The 17,057-nt window shown below is 31.4% G+C and carries 19 protein-coding genes and 1 pseudogene; 7 read left to right on the top strand and 13 right to left on the bottom strand.

What is annotated here, in order from left to right:
• Window positions 1-2: 2 nt before the first annotated feature.
• Entirely contained in the window at window positions 3-1,127 is a 1,125-nt protein-coding gene (locus ABD941_RS10485; protein ID WP_345274085.1) for an SUMF1/EgtB/PvdO family nonheme iron enzyme, read from the bottom strand.
• Window positions 1,128-1,271: 144 nt separating this feature from the next.
• On the opposite strand from ABD941_RS10485, the gene ABD941_RS10490 reads away from it, so the two are divergent.
• The 5 genes from ABD941_RS10490 to ABD941_RS10510 all read left to right on the top strand — a co-directional run bounded on the left by ABD941_RS10490 (window position 1,272) and on the right by ABD941_RS10510 (window position 5,170).
• Window positions 1,272-2,129, top strand: a complete 858-nt coding sequence (locus ABD941_RS10490) for a YicC/YloC family endoribonuclease (protein ID WP_345274086.1) — start codon at window positions 1,272-1,274, stop codon at window positions 2,127-2,129.
• A gap of 92 nt (window positions 2,130-2,221) precedes the next feature.
• Window positions 2,222-2,812, top strand: a complete 591-nt coding sequence (gene gmk / locus ABD941_RS10495; RefSeq protein ID WP_345274120.1) for a guanylate kinase — start codon at window positions 2,222-2,224, stop codon at window positions 2,810-2,812.
• Between the two features lie 11 nt (window positions 2,813-2,823).
• A complete protein-coding gene (gene nadD / locus ABD941_RS10500) occupies window positions 2,824-3,417 on the top strand; it encodes a nicotinate (nicotinamide) nucleotide adenylyltransferase (protein ID WP_345274087.1) in 594 nt (197 codons plus the stop codon).
• A 33-nt stretch (window positions 3,418-3,450) separates the two neighbouring features.
• Complete coding sequence (locus tag ABD941_RS10505; protein ID WP_345274088.1) at window positions 3,451-4,332, top strand: hypothetical protein; 882 nt, start codon at window positions 3,451-3,453, stop codon at window positions 4,330-4,332.
• Window positions 4,333-4,456: 124 nt separating this feature from the next.
• Entirely contained in the window at window positions 4,457-5,170 is a 714-nt protein-coding gene (locus ABD941_RS10510) for an FkbM family methyltransferase (protein WP_345274089.1), read from the top strand.
• 59 nt (window positions 5,171-5,229) lie between these two features.
• Here the strand turns inward: ABD941_RS10510 and ABD941_RS10515 are convergent.
• A pseudogene (locus ABD941_RS10515) lies at window positions 5,230-5,370 on the bottom strand (peptidoglycan-binding protein LysM); the annotation flags it as partial.
• Window positions 5,371-5,552: 182 nt separating this feature from the next.
• The gene (locus ABD941_RS10520) at window positions 5,553-6,491 is read right to left on the bottom strand and encodes a nicotinic acid mononucleotide adenyltransferase (protein ID WP_345274090.1); all 939 of its coding nucleotides are present in this window, start codon (window positions 6,489-6,491) and stop codon (window positions 5,553-5,555) included.
• A gap of 131 nt (window positions 6,492-6,622) precedes the next feature.
• Between ABD941_RS10520 and ABD941_RS10525 the strand changes: the two genes are divergently transcribed.
• Entirely contained in the window at window positions 6,623-7,624 is a 1,002-nt protein-coding gene (locus tag ABD941_RS10525; protein WP_345274091.1) for an NAD(P)H-dependent glycerol-3-phosphate dehydrogenase, read from the top strand.
• 24 nt (window positions 7,625-7,648) lie between these two features.
• Here the strand turns inward: ABD941_RS10525 and ABD941_RS10530 are convergent, their stop codons facing one another.
• The 4 genes from ABD941_RS10530 to ABD941_RS10545 all read right to left on the bottom strand — a co-directional run bounded on the left by ABD941_RS10530 (window position 7,649) and on the right by ABD941_RS10545 (window position 10,100).
• Complete coding sequence (locus ABD941_RS10530) at window positions 7,649-8,044, bottom strand: hypothetical protein (RefSeq protein WP_345274092.1); 396 nt, start codon at window positions 8,042-8,044, stop codon at window positions 7,649-7,651.
• An 86-nt stretch (window positions 8,045-8,130) separates the two neighbouring features.
• Window positions 8,131-9,150: a phenylalanine--tRNA ligase subunit alpha gene (gene pheS / locus ABD941_RS10535; RefSeq protein WP_345274093.1), complete on the bottom strand. Its 1,020-nt coding sequence runs from the start codon at window positions 9,148-9,150 to the stop codon at window positions 8,131-8,133.
• A 90-nt stretch (window positions 9,151-9,240) separates the two neighbouring features.
• The gene (locus ABD941_RS10540; protein WP_345274094.1) at window positions 9,241-9,651 is read right to left on the bottom strand and encodes a lipocalin-like domain-containing protein; all 411 of its coding nucleotides are present in this window, start codon (window positions 9,649-9,651) and stop codon (window positions 9,241-9,243) included.
• A 92-nt stretch (window positions 9,652-9,743) separates the two neighbouring features.
• Complete coding sequence (locus ABD941_RS10545; protein ID WP_345274095.1) at window positions 9,744-10,100, bottom strand: hypothetical protein; 357 nt, start codon at window positions 10,098-10,100, stop codon at window positions 9,744-9,746.
• A 74-nt stretch (window positions 10,101-10,174) separates the two neighbouring features.
• Here ABD941_RS10545 and ABD941_RS10550 point away from each other — a divergent pair, with 74 nt between their 5' ends.
• The gene (locus ABD941_RS10550; RefSeq protein ID WP_345274096.1) at window positions 10,175-10,693 is read left to right on the top strand and encodes a CvpA family protein; all 519 of its coding nucleotides are present in this window, start codon (window positions 10,175-10,177) and stop codon (window positions 10,691-10,693) included.
• Between the two features lie 47 nt (window positions 10,694-10,740).
• Here the strand turns inward: ABD941_RS10550 and ABD941_RS10555 are convergent, their stop codons facing one another.
• From ABD941_RS10555 to ABD941_RS10580, 6 genes are all read right to left on the bottom strand, one after another.
• Window positions 10,741-11,370 carry a carbonic anhydrase family protein gene (locus ABD941_RS10555; protein WP_345274097.1) on the bottom strand — a complete coding sequence of 210 codons (630 nt, stop codon included), beginning with the start codon at window positions 11,368-11,370 and terminating at the stop codon, window positions 10,741-10,743.
• Window positions 11,371-11,386: 16 nt separating this feature from the next.
• Complete coding sequence (locus tag ABD941_RS10560) at window positions 11,387-13,252, bottom strand: SulP family inorganic anion transporter (RefSeq protein ID WP_345274098.1); 1,866 nt, start codon at window positions 13,250-13,252, stop codon at window positions 11,387-11,389.
• A gap of 173 nt (window positions 13,253-13,425) precedes the next feature.
• On the bottom strand, window positions 13,426-14,247 hold the full coding sequence (locus ABD941_RS10565; protein ID WP_345274099.1) for a universal stress protein: 822 nt from the start codon (window positions 14,245-14,247) through the stop codon (window positions 13,426-13,428).
• Window positions 14,248-14,260: 13 nt separating this feature from the next.
• A complete protein-coding gene (locus ABD941_RS10570; RefSeq protein ID WP_345274100.1) occupies window positions 14,261-15,853 on the bottom strand; it encodes a SulP family inorganic anion transporter in 1,593 nt (530 codons plus the stop codon).
• 89 nt (window positions 15,854-15,942) lie between these two features.
• Entirely contained in the window at window positions 15,943-16,245 is a 303-nt protein-coding gene (locus ABD941_RS10575) for a hypothetical protein (RefSeq protein WP_345274101.1), read from the bottom strand.
• Between the two features lie 51 nt (window positions 16,246-16,296).
• Entirely contained in the window at window positions 16,297-17,055 is a 759-nt protein-coding gene (locus tag ABD941_RS10580; RefSeq protein WP_345274102.1) for a tetratricopeptide repeat protein, read from the bottom strand.
• Window positions 17,056-17,057: the final 2 nt, after the last annotated feature.

Here is a 17,057-nt window from a genome sequence, read left to right on the forward strand (position 1 = left end):
TTTTAATTGACTAACATATCTAGTGTAACCACAGTTCTAAACCCAACATGTTCAGCCGAAGAGTCTAAACTTGTTCCCATTCTAGAAGATATTCTATAACTAGCACAATATGAATCACTACATAAAAAAGACCCACCTTTTATGACTTTTTCTTGCAAATAAGGCTGATTAGGGTTATAGGCCTTGTCGGCACCTTGCGGATTAATAACCAAGGTTTTATTTGCTGCTAATTTCTGATAATAATTAACATTATACCAATCGGAGGTAAACTCCCAAACATTACCAGCCATATCATACAAACCAAAATCGTTTGGCGGATAGGTTTTTACAGGGGCAGTTCTTTCAAAACCATCCTCTAAAGTATTATTTACAGGAAACTCTCCTTCCCAACTATTAACCATTTTTGAAAGTTTAGACCTATCATCACCCCAAAAATAAATAGTGCTCGTTTTTTTTCCTCTAGCAGCATATTCCCATTCTGCTTCCGTTGGCAAACGTTTTCCTGCCCATTTGCAATAGGCTTGAGCATCTTCATAACAAATATGGACTACAGGATAATATGCTTTCCCCTCTAAAGTACTTTCAGTACCACTTGGGTGCCTCCAATTTACACCAATAGACCATTGCCACCATTGCGAAAAATCATATAAATTAGGAACTGAAGACTTTGTTTTTTTAAATAGTAATGATCCAGGTTGCATAATACTATCATGTGGTTTAGCAGAGCCTTCAGGAAGTTGTTTTTTTATGTCTTCCCAATCTATAGCACGTTCTGCAACCGTTATATAGTTCGTTTCTTCTACAAATTTTGAAAACTCAACATTTGTTATCTCAGTAATATCCATAAAAAACCCATCTACAGAAACTGAGTGTTGTGGCTTTTCATGGTTCATTGCCATGTTATCTTGAGGCACCGCACCTTGCAAAAAAGAGCCTGCAGGAACCCATACCATGCCATATGGGGGGTTAGCAATAAGACTATCCTTAACTTTTTGAGAAATACCTTGATTTATTTCAGTTTCATCAACGACCTCTTCAGTAATCTTGACTTCAGATTTTTTGTCTTTGCAAGACAAAATAACCAAGACCCAAATAATTGCAGAACCTATATATTTTATATAACCCATTAATGCTATTTAAAAAATTATTTCCGTAAAAGTATTTATTTAATCCCCTATTCCACACATTTAAAGTATTTTTTTAACATATCATATATCTATTTTCTATACATTAGGTTTTAATTACCTTTGCATTACTTAAAACAATCGTTTATGATTTATTCAATGACAGGTTATGGAAAATCTGTTTTGCAATTGCCCACAAAAAAAATAACTATAGAGCTTAAATCACTTAATAGTAAAAATTTAGATTTAAATGCTAGAATGCCTTCTATTTATAGGGAAAAGGAATTAGCTATAAGAAAGATTCTTGCCGATAAATTAGTGCGAGGAAAAGTAGATTTTTCTATTTATGTAGAAGCTACTGCCGAAGATACCTCTACACAAATAAACACACCTGTAGTTAAACAATATATTGAACAATTAAAACATGTAGTGGATGGTGATGATATTGATTTCCTAAAAATGGCGGTCCGTTTTCCTGATGCTTTGAATACCGTTCGTGAAGAGATTGACGAGGGGGAATGGAAAACTATTGAAGCAGAAATAAAAACAGCTATTGCCGATTTAATCAATCATAGATTAGATGAAGGCAAAGTTCTAGAAGAAGATTTCAATAACCGTGTTAGAACCATTAGTAACATCCTTGAGCAAGTCATAGCCATGGATCCTGAGCGTGTTGAAGGTGTTAGAGAACGATTACTAAAAGGCGTTCAAGAATTAAGAGAAAAACACGACGAAAATAGATTTGAACAAGAGCTGGTATACTATATTGAAAAGTTTGATATTACTGAAGAAAAAGTACGTTTAAAAAACCATTTAAATTATTTTACAGAGTCCATAAACTCTAAAGATTCAAATGGAAAAAAACTTGGTTTTATCAGTCAGGAAATAGGAAGGGAAATAAACACCATTGGTTCTAAAAGTAATTATGCGCCTATGCAACAATTGGTCGTTCAAATGAAAGATGAGCTAGAAAAAATTAAGGAACAATTATTGAATGTTCTTTAAAATAAAACAGCAGAAAGAGTCTAGATAACAGATAAATAAAGTTTAAAATATCGCACTGAGTTTAGTCGAAGTGTCTTAAATAACAACATATTATATTGAATCAAAAAAATAAAAAACAGGGTAAACTCATCGTGTTCTCAGCGCCATCAGGCTCAGGAAAAACTACCATTGTAAGACATTTATTAGGTATAGACGATTTGAATTTAGAGTTTTCTATATCAGCTACCTCTAGAACCAAACGTGGTAAAGAAATAGATGGACAGGATTATTATTTTTTATCTGCCAAGGCATTCAAAAATAAAATCAAAAACGATGAATTTTTAGAATGGGAAGAAGTATACCGTGATAATTTTTACGGCACATTAAAAACTGAAGTTGAACGCATTTGGGCAAAAGGGAAAAATGTAATTTTTGATATAGATGTTTCTGGAGGACTACGTATAAAACGTAAATTCCCAGAGCAAACACTAGCCGTATTTGTAAAACCCCCAAGTATAGACGAGCTAAAAATTCGTTTAAAAAAGCGTAAAACTGAAAGCGAAGATAAAATTAATATGCGGGTTGCAAAAGCATCGGCGGAACTAGCTACGGCACCTTTGTTCGACACTATTATTGTAAATGACAACTTAGAAAAGGCACTTGTTGAAGCAAAAAAACAGGTTAGTAGTTTTATAAATTCTTAGACTTTAAAAGGATGAAAATCGGTTTGTATTTTGGCTCATTTAATCCCATCCATATTGGGCATTTGGTTATTGCTAACCATTTGGCTGAATACAGTGATTTAGATCAGGTTTGGTTTGTGGTCACACCACATAACCCCTTTAAAAAGAAAAGTAGCTTATTGGATAACTATCAGCGTTTAGAAATGGTATATCGTGCCACTAAAGATTATACCAAGTTAAAACCAAGCGATATTGAATTTAATTTATCACAACCTAATTACACTGTAAACACACTTGCATATTTACAAGAAAAATATCCTTATTATGAATTTGCTTTAATAATGGGTGAGGATAACCTAAAGAGCTTCCATAAGTGGAAAAACCATGACGTTATTCTTGAAAACCATCATATTTACGTGTACCCTAGAATTTCGAAGCACAATCCCGATAACCATCAGGATAAAACACAATTTGATGGGCACAAAAAAATACATCTTGTTAATGCTCCAATAATGCAACTTTCTTCTACATTTATTAGAAAGTCCATTAAAGCTGGTAAAAATGTACAACCTATGTTACCTCAGCATGTATGGGAATATCTAGATGAAATGAATTTTTACAAATAACTATTTTTTAACACTTCACTTTTAAAATTAATTATGCCACATATACTTAAAAATAAAAATTTAGAAGTTCGTATAGATCTTCCAGATGAAAACTATAATTTTTCAAGATTTGACTGGACAGGAAAAATAGTTGAGGTAAAATTTAAAGACATTTTAGTATCAAGTATAGAGAGCAAAGTCTGTGAAAATGAAAATCATTTTGGAAAAGGGTTTTACAATGAATTTGGTATTGATAATGCTTTCGGCTTTGATGAAACTGAAATAGGAGATTGGTTTCATAAAATAGGCGTTGGTTTATTAAAAAAAGAAGATGACAACTATCTGTTTAGCAAAAATTATGACATTAAACCTGCCAAATTTAAAATCACTTCTGATTTAAATAGCATAGTAATGACTTGCACATCTGAATCTGTAAATGGATATGCTTATATTTTAAAAAAAGAAATTCAATTACATGAAAATGATTTTACCATTATATACAACTTGCTAAATACAGGTGAAAAAGATATTATATCTAGTGAATATGTTCATAATTTCACAGCCATAAACAACGATTTAATAGGATGTAACTACGTATTAAAATTTCCATTTGAATTAAAACCAGAATGTTTTAACGATACTGTAAATCCAGAACAAAAGGTTGATATTGGACAAAGGGATATTACATTTAATGGCACTCCTAATGCCCAATTCTTTTTTAGTAATCTAGCTGGTAATAATAACATTCATTCAAAATGGGAATTAACAAACCTAAACAACGATATTACGATTAGTGAAACGGGTAGTTTTAAAACTAAAAAAGTAAACCTTTGGGGCTGGAAACACGTTATTAGCCCTGAATTGTTTTTTGATATTTTTGTTAAACCTGGAGCGTCTACTACATGGTCAAGGACATACAGCTTCAATAAGGTTTAGTAAGTTCATTAAAAACTAATTTCGAATATTACATAAATCTGTTGTTAAAGTTATATTAGTATATTACTAAGCTTAAAAATGGTATATTTAAATTTTAAGATAACAAACTTCCCTCTAAAATATTATGATAGACTATTTAAAACCCATACTTAGCCTTATAGGGTGGCTGATAAAACTCTTAAACATTCCTATTAAGCAAGGTGGTTTTAAAATAAAGTATCCAAAATTAATGGCTAATTGGGAACGTGGGTATTTGATTTTTGGCAAATATGAATTACATGAAAGAAAACTAATAACCAAATATATCAAGCCTAACGATTCCGTTTTAGAATTAGGGGCTTGTATTGGAGTCGTTGCATTAACAATTAATGAAATTTTATCAGACAAAACAAAACAAGTTTCCATTGAGCCTAACCCACAAATGCATGACTATTTATATGAAAATAAAACCACCAATAATGGTTTATTTAACATAGAAACTTGTATTATCTCAAAATCTTCAGAAGTTGAATTTTACATTGGAGGAAAAGCTTTTTTAAGCTCTAGTACCCTAAGTGGGCATAAAAAAGTAACAATTCCCGGAAAGTCATTGGATGATATCATTAATCAATATTTTCCATTTACGGTTTTAGTCATGGATATTGAAGGTGGCGAATTAGAATTTTTTAGGTCTTTTGATTTAAAAAGTTCCAATATTCGACTCGTTATATGGGAAACACATGTACTGCCTAATATGCTCACTAAAAAAGAGCTTCAAGAATGTTATGCCCTCTTAACTGATCAAGGTTTTTCTTTAAAAGAAAAATCCAGTAATGTTGAAGCATGGACTAAGAATTGAATTCATAAAAAAAGCCAACTTAAAAAGTTGGCTTTGAACATACTTACTATAATTAAGTTCTAATCTAAAACTGGGTTTCTTAATACTTCCTCTGGACAAATCTTATCCGGATAAGTAAGCATAGGCTTATTAGCTTCAAAAACAACGTGGTATTTCATAGCATTCCCATAATATGTTTTTGCAATTTTTTCTAATATATCACTTTAGCTCCCACATTTTTTATGAATGGAAATAGTCCTGTTTTATTTTCTGTTTAACGATTTATACTTTTAAGACACCAAACATATAAATTAGTCACATACAATATTTTACAAAAAAAGAAACCACCTAAAGCGAAGTGCTTTAAGCGGTTTCTAAACTAAATAACCAACCAAAATTTTTATTAAACCCTCATGTTTTCTCTTGGGTTTGCTACTTTATCTTTTCTAAACTTTCGTTTTTTATCTTTTAAAACTTTTGCTTTTCCTTTTGTATCTCCTGTTTTTAAATACTGAATGTAACCTATACCTTCAAATTCATAAACCGTTTCGGATGCAGGGTGGAATAATTCTATCTTACTGTCATTTATAACGCTCAATTCAAAATATTCATTGCCTAACAAATCATAATCTAATGTTAAAGTTTTTAAATGCGTATTTCCATTTACATCTCCTATACCATAAATTCCTGTATAATGCCATATAAGATTGTTTATATTTGTACCATTTACATCCTGAGAGCTTCTAAACGTCGAATCGTTTCCACCGGCTAGAAACTGTAAATAATTCTCGTTATCAAATTCATTAAGCGCCCCAAAATCACTGGTATAGGTTTTTTCCCAAGCTTCATATTCCTGTAGAAAATAGTGGATATTATCATAGAATACAAAGTCATAATCAAAATTACGACGTTGGTAACCATCTAAAAAATACGAGGTGTCGTTATTGGGGTTATACAATTCAATAGTATTGCTATCTACTTGAAAGACATCAAATGTTTCAAACCCGTCAATATCATGACGTACATCTAAAATCATATCGTAAGCATCATACTCCCCTACATCAATACCAAAACCATTACCATTAGCGCCTAATCCCGCTATATTATTGTTGGCATACACCACACCATTAATAAATGAAATAGTAAACGCCTTTTGTAAAAAAGGGGTTTCTCCAAAACCCTGGGTAGTATTAATATCTATATACCACAGCTCATAATCGTTTAACAATTGATTTAATGAAATTGATGGTTCATCAAAATCATTAACGGCCACTTCTGTATAACAAGAAGTAAAAAGAGTTGCTGTAAGTGCAAAGCTTAAAAGTATTTTTATCGTCTTCATAATCCAAACATTTTAGGGTTCTTGATTATTGGAATTCAAAACACGTGCCAAAAAAGATACAGTCAATATTTTATTGTCTTAGTATTGATTAATATTTTGCTTATTTTTGAAATAGTAAACATGATTTATATATGGACAAACCTTTAAAGTACGCGGTTTTTGGTGCAGGAAGTTGGGCAACAGCAATAGTAAAAATGCTTTGCGAAAATTTAGATGAAATTGGTTGGTATATGCGCAGTGTTTATACTAAAGAACATTTATTAAAAGAACAGCACAATCCTAATTATTTAAGTTCGGTTGAGTTTCATTTGGAGCAATTGAAAATAAGTAATGATATTAATGAGATTGCTAATTATGCCGATGTTTTAATATTTGTTATTCCTTCTGCTTTTATTCATAGTGAATTAGAAAAACTAAACATTGATATTTCAAATAAAACCATTGTATCTGCTGTTAAAGGGATTATGCCTGAAACTGGGCTTTTAGTAGGCGAGCATTTTCACGAAATCCACAAAGTACCTTACGATAATATAGCCGTTATAGCAGGACCTTGCCATGCAGAAGAAGTGGCTTTGGAACGTTTATCATATTTAACTATTTCATGCTCTGATGCCAAAAAAGCCAAAACTATTGCCAATACCTTATCTAGCGATTATATAAAAACCAAAATAAGCGATGATATTATTGGTGTAGAATATGCCGTAATGCTTAAAAATATTTATGCTATTGCTGCTGGTATAGCACATGGTTTAGGTTATGGCGATAATTTTCAGAGTGTCCTTATGAGTAATGCTATTCGAGAGATGAAACGTTTTATTAAGAAACGACATAAAATGAAACGCAATATTAATAATTCGGCATATTTAGGCGATTTATTGGTAACAGGATATTCGGTGTTTTCACGTAATCGTATGTTTGGAAATATGATTGGTAAAGGGTATACCGTAAAATCTGCACAAATGGAAATGAGTATGGTTGCCGAAGGGTATTATGCTACTAAAAGCGCCCATTTACTTCATGAAAAGAATGCCAAAAAAGCTCAAATCCCTATTATAAATGCGGTTTACGAGATTTTATACGAAAACAAAAACCCTAAAAAAGTGTTTAAGAAACTAACAGATAAGTTGAATTAGTTGTCCGTTTTTCAAAGAATTTTGCTATTTCACCAAAACTCCTTTTACTTCCATTAAAGGTAAATCCTGTAAAGCTTTTAAGTTAATCGTATTTTTTCTAAACAAATACGTTTTATCAAACATTTGGTTACCTTCAAAAAAGCTTACTTTAAATGTGTTATTGAGTGCAAATAACCCTTCTTGCATCAATTCTACCTTGGCATAGCTTTTTTTAGGAAGTTTGTCTAATTTTTTTCTAAAAACCGAAGTTATTTTGTTTTCAGAATAGCCACTGGTAACAATAAGAATCATATCTAAATCAACATCCTTATCATTAATGATGTAAGCGTTCCAATCTTGGCTTTTATAAATATGGTTATATTCGTTTACTATGGCAATGTAAACACCTTCTACTTTTGGAATTTGGATATCTTTTTTCATAGTTTGTCATTCCTGAAAAGACAGAAAACCTTTTTCAATTGAAGTTAAAACTGGATCCCATATCAAGTGTGGGAGAACAAATTTATTTACAAAGCAGATTTAAACTGCTCTAAAAACCTAACATCATTTTCACTTAACAACCGAATATCGCCTATTTGGTGTAACAACATAGCAATACGGTCTATACCCATACCAAATGCAAAACCAGAATATTCTTTGGAGTCGATACCGCAATTTTCAAGAACATTAGGGTCTACCATACCGCAACCCATAATTTCTAACCAACCTGTACCTTTAGTAATACGGTAATCAATTTCGGTTTCTAATCCCCAATACACATCAACCTCTGCACTAGGTTCTGTAAATGGGAAATATGATGGTCGTAATCGAATTTTGCTCTTGCCAAACATTTCTGTTGTAAAATGTTGAAGGGTTTGTTTTAAATCTGAAAAGCTTACACCTTTATCAATATATAAACCTTCAACTTGATGAAAAAAACAATGTGAACGTGCCGAAATGGCTTCATTTCTATAAACTCTACCAGGTGAAATAGTACGAATGGGTGGTTTATTATTTTCCATATAACGGACTTGCACAGAACTGGTATGTGTACGCAATAAAATATCCGGATTAGTTTGTATAAAAAACGTATCCTGCATATCGCGTGCAGGATGATATTCTGGCAAGTTTAAGGCTGTAAAATTGTGCCAATCATCTTCTATTTCTGGGCCTTCACTAACATTAAATCCTATACGCGAAAAAATATCAATAATTTGATTTTTTACTATAGAAACTGGGTGGCGTGCTCCTATTTGAATAGGAATTCCTGGACGTGATAAATCGCCATAAACACCTCTCACCTCTTCATTGCTTTCTAACTCAGCTTTAAGAGTATTTACCTTTTCTTCAGCTGTTTTTTTAAGCTTATTTATGGTTTGACCAAATTCTTTTTTCTGGTCGTTTGCTACATTTTTAAATTCAGCAAAAAAATCATTTAACAATCCTTTTTTACCTAAATATTTTATACGGAATGCTTCGACTTCTTCCTTAGATTGCGCTTTGAATGCTTCAGCTTCAGCTATAAGTTGGTTTATTTTATCTATCATGATCTATTACAAAATGATCGCAAATTTAATAAATTATGTTTATAATAGGGCCCTTAACTAAAAGCCTCTTAAAATATATGTTAGTTAAACTTAATTTCTTATATAAACTTCTCTATAAGTATTTGTACCTACTATCTCTTCAAAATAAAATGTATCGTCTTCAAAAGTTATTACAAGAATAGACCTAACGGCTTCAAATATAAACAAATATGAACCATTTCTATTATTCACCCATGTACCTATGCCCGAATCTAAAATTTTACAAATATCGCCAGAATCATTAGTATACACGGTAAAACTGGAGGTCCCATCAGGATTTACAATAAGTGTCTCTTTTAAATCACAGAATTCAGAAGGAACTTCTACATCATTATCAAAACTTTTGTAAAAAGTCCAAGTCCCTATTAAAGGATCGATTGATTGCGAATCATCATCACTACTACAAGCATTTATGAAAAGTATTAAGATGCTAAAAAATAATATTCTTTTTTTTATTATCATTTGTAAAAAATTGAGGCGCGAATATATACTATTCATACTAAACAAAAAGACCTATTATGATAATTTTGTAGATATTATTAATGGTATAAAAACTACATTATATACTCCGTCTCCAAAAAGTAGTTTACGATGGCTTCTTTCATTAAAACACTCTGTTCTCCAGCTTTTAAATGAGGTAAGACTTCTAGTGTTTTGTAATGTGGCCAACCCTCATCATCAACAAAATCAAGTTCATAGTAACCATAAGGTGTTAGCAATTTGCAAATGGCAATATGCATAAGGTCTAGTTTCTGGTCTTTTTTAAAAGCTCTCTCTAATTGACCTAGTTCCTGTACACCAATAAGATAAATAATAGCATCAAGGTCTAATGGGTCTCCATCAGCAAATTGGTTGGATAGTTTTTGTACTATCATCTTCCATCGTTCTTTTAATTGTTCGTCTCTAGACATAATAATTTTAAAGTTGCAAAGTTAATAAACCATATTGTGACTATTATTTTATATTTGTTGAAATTGTTAAGTATATGGGCATTATTGATATTGTTTTAGGAGCTTCGATTCTATTTGGACTGGTACGTGGACTTATGAAAGGACTTTTTGTTGAAGTGGCTTCTTTAGTTGCATTGGTTGCCGGAGTTTATGGTGCTATCCATTTTAGCGATTTTGCTGCCGATTTTTTACAAACTAAAACGGAATGGAATGAGAAAACCATTAACATTACAGCTTTTGCCATAACTTTTGTAATTATTGTTTTAGCCATTGGACTTGCAGGTAAAGCATTAACAAAATTAGCTGATTTTGCTGCTTTAGGCATTATAAATAAGCTTGCTGGAAGCGTTTTTGGCGCATTAAAAATTGCTTTGATTTTAAGTGTGGTTTTAAATGTTTTTGATAAACTGAATAATACCATCTCACTTTTAGAGGATGATACAAAACAGGAATCTATACTTTATAAGCCTGTGAAATCTTTAGTCCCAATGATTTTTCCAAATCTACTAAATTCTGAAGAAGATGATTCTTCTGTAAAAACAAATGAGACATAAAAAAAGCCACTAAAAAGTGGCTTGATATTTAATAAATACGTTTATTTTTAAAGCATTTCTACTTTTCCTGTAGATAACATATAAACACCTCCCACGATTTGAATATCTCCAGCATCTTCCATGTCTTTTAGGATAGGGCTACGCTCTCTAATACGCTCTATAGTTAGCTTTACATTGTTCTCAACTGTTTTAGCAACAAAAGCTTTATTTGTTGAGTTTAAATCCCCATCTACTTCATTAGAACTTTGTTTTACTGCTGGTAAAATATTTGCCAACATATCTGTAATGTTACCTAATTCTACACCATCGCAAGCGGCTTTTACTGCTCCACAGCTTTCGTGACCTAACACTAAAATTAACTTACTACCGGCAACCTTGCATGAGTATTCTAAGCTTCCTAAGATATCTGTATTTTCAAAATTACCAGCTACTCTCGCTACAAAAATATCGCCAATGGCTTGATCTAAAACAGTTTCTACCGGAACCCTAGAATCAATACATGATAACACAACCGCTTTTGGGAATTGCCCTCCTGTAGTCTGATTTACTAAGGCTGAATTATCAACTGTTTGCATATTTCCGTTTACAAACCTTTTATTTCCTTCTAATAAATCATCTAAGACATTTAAAGGCAATAGGTTCGTTTGTTCATCTTTTGTAATTGCTATGTTTTTCATAATAATTATATTGTTATTAATATTCGTCTTTTATGTTTTCATTTATCCATACCATACAATCGTGGAAGGTTTTAAATATATGTTCATTAGGTACAAAATCTGGAATAATGTCAATACGCTCCATCATATAACGTGGTTGTTTTAACAATCCAACAAATAACACCTCTACATCATCATTCTTCTTTAAATCTTGAAGCATATCTTCCATCGCATATAGACCCGATTGATCCATGTACTGCATACGCCCAAGTCTTAAAATAACTGTTTTTGCGGTATCTGGTATTTGTGCTGCGAGTTGTTGAAAATCACTAGTAGACCCAAAAAACAATGGCCCTTTTATATGTTTAATAAAGACCTCTTCTTTTAAGTTTGAAGGAAACTCCCACTCATCGGCCCAAGCCTCTTCTTTAAGTGGTTTAACATCAGACCGCTCTGCAGTTAAATCTCCAATCTTTTTCATAAACATTAAAGAGGCAATGATTAAACCTATTCCTACAGCGTAAACTAAGTTCCAAAATGTAGAAAGTAGTAATACAATTAGCATAATCAACACTTCAGAACTCATTTTTAATGGTCCAAGTTTAATATCTTTTGGAAGTGTTGGTATAGCTTTCAAGCCTTTGTAATCCATAACGCCAATACCTACTGTAATTAATATTCCAGCTAATACAGCTGCTGGAATTTGGGATGCTACTGGTCCTAAACCTAAAAGAATCACTAATAGCATAATCCCAGCAATCATTCCTGATAATTTTGTTTTTCCTCCCGAAGTAATATTTACTACGGTTCTTATTGTTGCTCCTGCTCCTGGAATGCCTCCAAAGACAGCAGCAATACTATTACCAATACCTTGTCCGACAAGTTCCTTGTTTGGTTTATGTTTTGTTTTAGTCATGTTATCTGCTACCACACTGGTAAGTAAGGAATCTATGGCCCCTAAAAGCGCTAAAGTTAGTGCCGTAAATATGTAAGGTGTAATACTACTTAAATTAAAACCAGTGATAATCTCTAAATTTGGAATAGGCAATCCACTTGGAATTTCCTCAATGGGTCTATAATTTAATCCGAATCCAACTGCTATTCCTGACATCACTACTAATGCTACTAAAGTACTAGGAATGGCCTTAGTAATCCTCTTAAAACCATAGATAATAAAGATTGTTCCTAAAGCTAAAATTAACTCTAACCAATTAATATTCTGTAAAGCCTTAGGAAAGGCCTTTATAGCACCTAAGGCTCCCGAAGTCTCCTTTGTTGCTAAAGTTTGTGATTCTTTTAAAATAGCATCTTGAGAAATCTCATGGGCACGATTTATAGTTTCTTTAAAATCTTCTAAAACCAAAATGCCTTCTCCAGCTTCTTCTTTTAAAATATTCTCAAGAATAACCTCCTCTGCTTGAGGTTTAAAGGTATTTACAAACTCCATATCTTCTTTTGGGTAATACCCCAGAGATGGTAAAATTTGAGTCAATAAAATAATAACACCAATAGCTGTCATAAAACCAGATACTACTGGATATGGAATGTATCTTATATATTTACCTAAGCCCAAAACACCTAAGCCAATTTGCATCAATCCTGCTAATAAAAATACTGTGAGAATAACAGGTAAAGCTTTATTAACGTCGCCATCATTTGTGGCTATAATACCAGCTATAACAACCATACTTACAGCAGTCATTGGAGCTGTTGGTCCTGATATTTGTGTATTTGTACCACCAAAAAGCGCTGCGAAAAAACTTATAAAAATGGCACCATAAAGTCCAGCTGTTGGTCCTAAACCAGACGACACTCCAAAAGCTAAAGCCAGAGGCAATGCTACAATGCCTGCTGTAATTCCTCCAAAGGCATCCCCCTTTATATTTGAAAATAAGTTTTTCATATATGCTTTTTAACTTTTTTCTAAATTAACTTAAATTTTAAAAAATCAAAAATTGTAGCTCCTCTTTTATTAGAAACTAACAAACGCTATTAAATTAATTTAGACACTAAAAACGCAAAAAACAAGACTAAAAATATTACAGACTATACTTTAAAGGTTTCATATTTAATCTATTAATGAGTCTGTTTTTGTTCACTATCAGTTATTAATAAAGACACGTTAACTTCATCTATTATATCATTAATCTCAGACTTTAAAGCCTTAGATTTTTTTTTACTTTTTCCTCTGTTTACACATAATAAATTTACCTTATTTTTAACTAGATAATTTGATAAGTTTTTAATAGCATTATCATTTTTATCAAAAACATAATCTACTGTTTTTTCAGTAAGAGGAGTATTATTTTGTTCATTAAGAGCATTACTTTCTATAATGTTAAATGATTTTAAAGGCTTTTGCGTTTGTGCTATTAAATTTTCTACAAAGGTCATTTTAAAGGATTCTACTTTACCATTAAATAGCCCTAAGTTAAATTCCTTTTTAGGTTCCAAAACATTTTCACTTGATGCTATCATTATAGCTCCTTTATGTGTTTTTAAAACAAAATCCGTAATATTATCTCCAATAAATCTCATAGTCTTAGCTTTTCTTTTTCCTAAAACAATAATATCTGGTTTAACTGTTTTTATGTGTTCTTTTATTTCATGTTTTATATTACCAAAAGCAAACGTAAAATTTATGTTTACGTCATAACTTTTAGAAAAAGGGTCTAGAAACTCTTGTATTTTCTTTTTTGTTCCTAATTGTTCTTTATTTATAACTCTCATTGCAGATAATTGACTTTCTCGCTCTACAATATCTATAGGTTTTTTTACATGAAAGAAATCAATTTCTGCATCAATCATTTTTGATAAGCTAACTGTATTTTTTAAAATACTATCTGTATTTTTATTTAAATCTGAAAGTACTAATATTTTATATTTATTTGTCTTCATGACTTTTTTCTTTTTAACTTAAACTTAATTTTGATTTTGGTCTTGTATCAAAAAACTCCTTGAAACTTGATGGATTTTCTTCAACACCACGTTTAGAAACTAACTTAATATCTATATGCCTTTCTTTGGCTTTAAAAGTAAAATCATCTAAAATTTCAATAATATCGTTATCTAAATATCTAGTTTTTAAAAGGTTTAACTCTAGGTAAGTATCTCTAGGCAAGCTCTCTAATTCTTTTAAAATAGCACCTTTATTGAAAAAAGTAACCTCTTCGGCTAGCGTCATTTTAATTTTATGTTTTCCATTACTCTTATCTTCAATATGAAGGAAATGAGAATTTTGGTAACTTTTTAATAAAATAACCACAATACCCACAACTAGTCCTAAACCTATTCCCCAGAGTAAATCGATAAATACGATACCCAAAACAGTTGTAAAAAATGGTATAGATTGCTTCCAACCTAAATTATACATTTTTTTAAATAATGAAGGTTTAGCTAATTTAAATCCGACTATGAATAAGATTGCTGCTAAAACAGATAATGGTATCATATTTAACAATCTTGGAATTAATATCACTGAAATTAATAAAAAGAAACCGTGAATAATGGCAGATGCTTTACTGCGTCCTCCGGATTGTATATTAGCTGAACTTCTAACAATTACCTGAGTAATTGGCAAACCTCCTATCATCCCGGAAATAATATTTCCTGTACCTTGAGCTAATAACTCTCGGTTTGTTGGTGTTACATTTTTATGTGGATCTAATTTGTCAGTCGCTTCAACACATAATAGTGTTTCTAGACTAGCTACTAAAGCAATTGTAAAAGCAACGATCCAAATGTCTGGATTTGATATCGCACCAAAATTGGGAAAACTAAACTGACCAAAGAATGATGCTGCATCTTCAGGTATTGGTACACTTACTAAATGTGATTGATTAATACCAAGTGTTTCATTTGATTGTGTTAGCACATAAAAAATTATACCTACTACAACTGCAACTAAAGGCCCTTGTACTAATTGAAAAAATTTCCCTTTTTTCGATAGTACTTTATCCCAAAATAATAAAATAGCTAAACCGATAACACCTATCAAAGCTGAACCTGGGGTAATATGGTTTACTGCATTTATTATTTCTGAAAAGGTATTTTCTCCATCAACTTGAAAGAACGCGAAATCACCTTCAGGATCTGCATCATAGCCAAAAAAGTGAGGGATTTGCTTTAGAATAATAATAATACCTATACCTGTAAGCATTCCTTTTATTACTGAAGAAGGGAAGTAATAACCGATAACACCTGCTTTTAAATACCCAAATATTATCTGGATAACACCTCCCAATACAACTGCTAATAAAAAGTTTTGGTAACCGCCTAAGGTACCTATAGCGGTTAATACAATGGCTGCTAATCCTGCTGCAGGACCACTTACACCAATTTTGGAACCACTTAGGGATCCTACAACAACACCGCCAACAATACCTGCGATTAATCCTGAAAAAAGTGGAGCTCCACTTGCTAAAGCAATACCTAAACATAATGGTAGTGCAACAAAAAACACGACTATACTCGCTGGCAAGTCATTTTTAATAGTTTTAAACATATTACAATAATATTTTTGCTCTTGGTGTATATAATTACCAAAAGCTGTTAAAAATGAATCTAGACTTTTAAAAGTCTATAAATACTAAATTATAATGTATTGAACTCGGGAGGCGGGCAAATTAAATTTAAATGGGGCTTTGGATAGTTTTTAGAATAATATCTTAAATTATTTTCTGCTTCAGAAAACACAAAGTCTAAATCTGTATGGCTTAATTCAAAAAACAAGAGTTCTTTTTCTTTGTTTTTCTCATTTCCTTTCTCTTCTTCTTCTGAGGATGCATAAAAAAAAGAAATGTCAATCGAATTATCTACCAAAGTAATTATTGTTGGTGCTGCTAAAAAACCCAAAAACATTAATGATAAACAAATAGAAATTAACTTTCTTGACATTTATTTTAATTTATAAGAGTTGTAAATATAGTGCTTTGTCTTAAAAAACAATCAAAAAGCATTCAATAATTTAATATCATCTGAAATAACCCAACCTGTTTTTCCATCGGATAATTTTATTTTTTTCCAATCGTTATAGGTTTCAATTACTTGTACTTTTGTGCCTTCATGAAGCCTAAAAGACTCTTCACTCCTATTGTTAGGATCACTTTTTACTTTGCTTTCTTGTGTAAACACAATAGCTGGGTTGTCTTTTTTATCTAAATTGTACTTATGAAATGCAAAAGCTAAAGTTATGCAGACTAATACAAATGCTGTTAAACTACCTATAAACGCTATTCTTTTATTGATAGTTGAATAGGTGAAATAATAGATTAGAAACAAAATAACAAAACAGAATACTAAACCAACTGACGTTTTTGCCCAATTATCAAAAGACATTTTATTTGCTGTGGTTTTTAATACTTTAGAAAATCCTGCATCTGGAATAACATCAATAGCATCTATAGTCATATTTCTAGCAAATGCTATATTGTTCTTTATATCGAAATCATTTGGGGCTAATTGCAATGCTTTTTCATAAAAATAAATACTTGGTGCTATATTATTTAATTTATAATGGGCATTAGCTAAATTATAATATAAATCTGCAGAATGATTCCCGTTATCTAATATGCTATTATATATATCTATAGCTTCGGCATATTTTCCATCATTATACAAGGTATTTGCTTTTTCAAACAAATCTTGATTTTGAGCAAATGACCCTATGCTGAAAAAAAACAATAGTATGTAAAATACAGTCTTCATTT

This window comes from Flaviramulus aquimarinus (genome assembly GCF_039543205.1).
In the GTDB taxonomy this organism is placed as follows: Bacteria; Bacteroidota; Bacteroidia; order Flavobacteriales; family Flavobacteriaceae; genus Flaviramulus_B; species Flaviramulus_B aquimarinus.

Excerpts from the sequence above, each read along its gene's own strand:
- ABD941_RS10485 (WP_345274085.1), bottom strand. The coding sequence starts at position 1,127 with ATGGGTTATATAAAATATATAGGTTCTGCAATTATTTGGGTCTTGGTT.
- ABD941_RS10490 (WP_345274086.1), top strand. The coding sequence starts at position 1,272 with ATGATTTATTCAATGACAGGTTATGGAAAATCTGTTTTGCAATTGCCC.
- nadD (WP_345274087.1), top strand. The coding sequence starts at position 2,824 with ATGAAAATCGGTTTGTATTTTGGCTCATTTAATCCCATCCATATTGGG.
- ABD941_RS10505 (WP_345274088.1), top strand. The coding sequence starts at position 3,451 with ATGCCACATATACTTAAAAATAAAAATTTAGAAGTTCGTATAGATCTT.
- ABD941_RS10510 (WP_345274089.1), top strand. The coding sequence starts at position 4,457 with ATGATAGACTATTTAAAACCCATACTTAGCCTTATAGGGTGGCTGATA.
- ABD941_RS10520 (WP_345274090.1), bottom strand. The coding sequence starts at position 6,491 with ATGAAGACGATAAAAATACTTTTAAGCTTTGCACTTACAGCAACTCTT.
- ABD941_RS10525 (WP_345274091.1), top strand. The coding sequence starts at position 6,623 with ATGGACAAACCTTTAAAGTACGCGGTTTTTGGTGCAGGAAGTTGGGCA.
- ABD941_RS10530 (WP_345274092.1), bottom strand. The coding sequence starts at position 8,044 with ATGAAAAAAGATATCCAAATTCCAAAAGTAGAAGGTGTTTACATTGCC.
- pheS (WP_345274093.1), bottom strand. The coding sequence starts at position 9,150 with ATGATAGATAAAATAAACCAACTTATAGCTGAAGCTGAAGCATTCAAA.
- ABD941_RS10540 (WP_345274094.1), bottom strand. The coding sequence starts at position 9,651 with ATGATAATAAAAAAAAGAATATTATTTTTTAGCATCTTAATACTTTTC.
- ABD941_RS10545 (WP_345274095.1), bottom strand. The coding sequence starts at position 10,100 with ATGTCTAGAGACGAACAATTAAAAGAACGATGGAAGATGATAGTACAA.
- ABD941_RS10550 (WP_345274096.1), top strand. The coding sequence starts at position 10,175 with ATGGGCATTATTGATATTGTTTTAGGAGCTTCGATTCTATTTGGACTG.
- ABD941_RS10555 (WP_345274097.1), bottom strand. The coding sequence starts at position 11,370 with ATGAAAAACATAGCAATTACAAAAGATGAACAAACGAACCTATTGCCT.
- ABD941_RS10560 (WP_345274098.1), bottom strand. The coding sequence starts at position 13,252 with ATGAAAAACTTATTTTCAAATATAAAGGGGGATGCCTTTGGAGGAATT.
- ABD941_RS10565 (WP_345274099.1), bottom strand. The coding sequence starts at position 14,247 with ATGAAGACAAATAAATATAAAATATTAGTACTTTCAGATTTAAATAAA.
- ABD941_RS10570 (WP_345274100.1), bottom strand. The coding sequence starts at position 15,853 with ATGTTTAAAACTATTAAAAATGACTTGCCAGCGAGTATAGTCGTGTTT.
- ABD941_RS10575 (WP_345274101.1), bottom strand. The coding sequence starts at position 16,245 with ATGTCAAGAAAGTTAATTTCTATTTGTTTATCATTAATGTTTTTGGGT.
- ABD941_RS10580 (WP_345274102.1), bottom strand. The coding sequence starts at position 17,055 with ATGAAGACTGTATTTTACATACTATTGTTTTTTTTCAGCATAGGGTCA.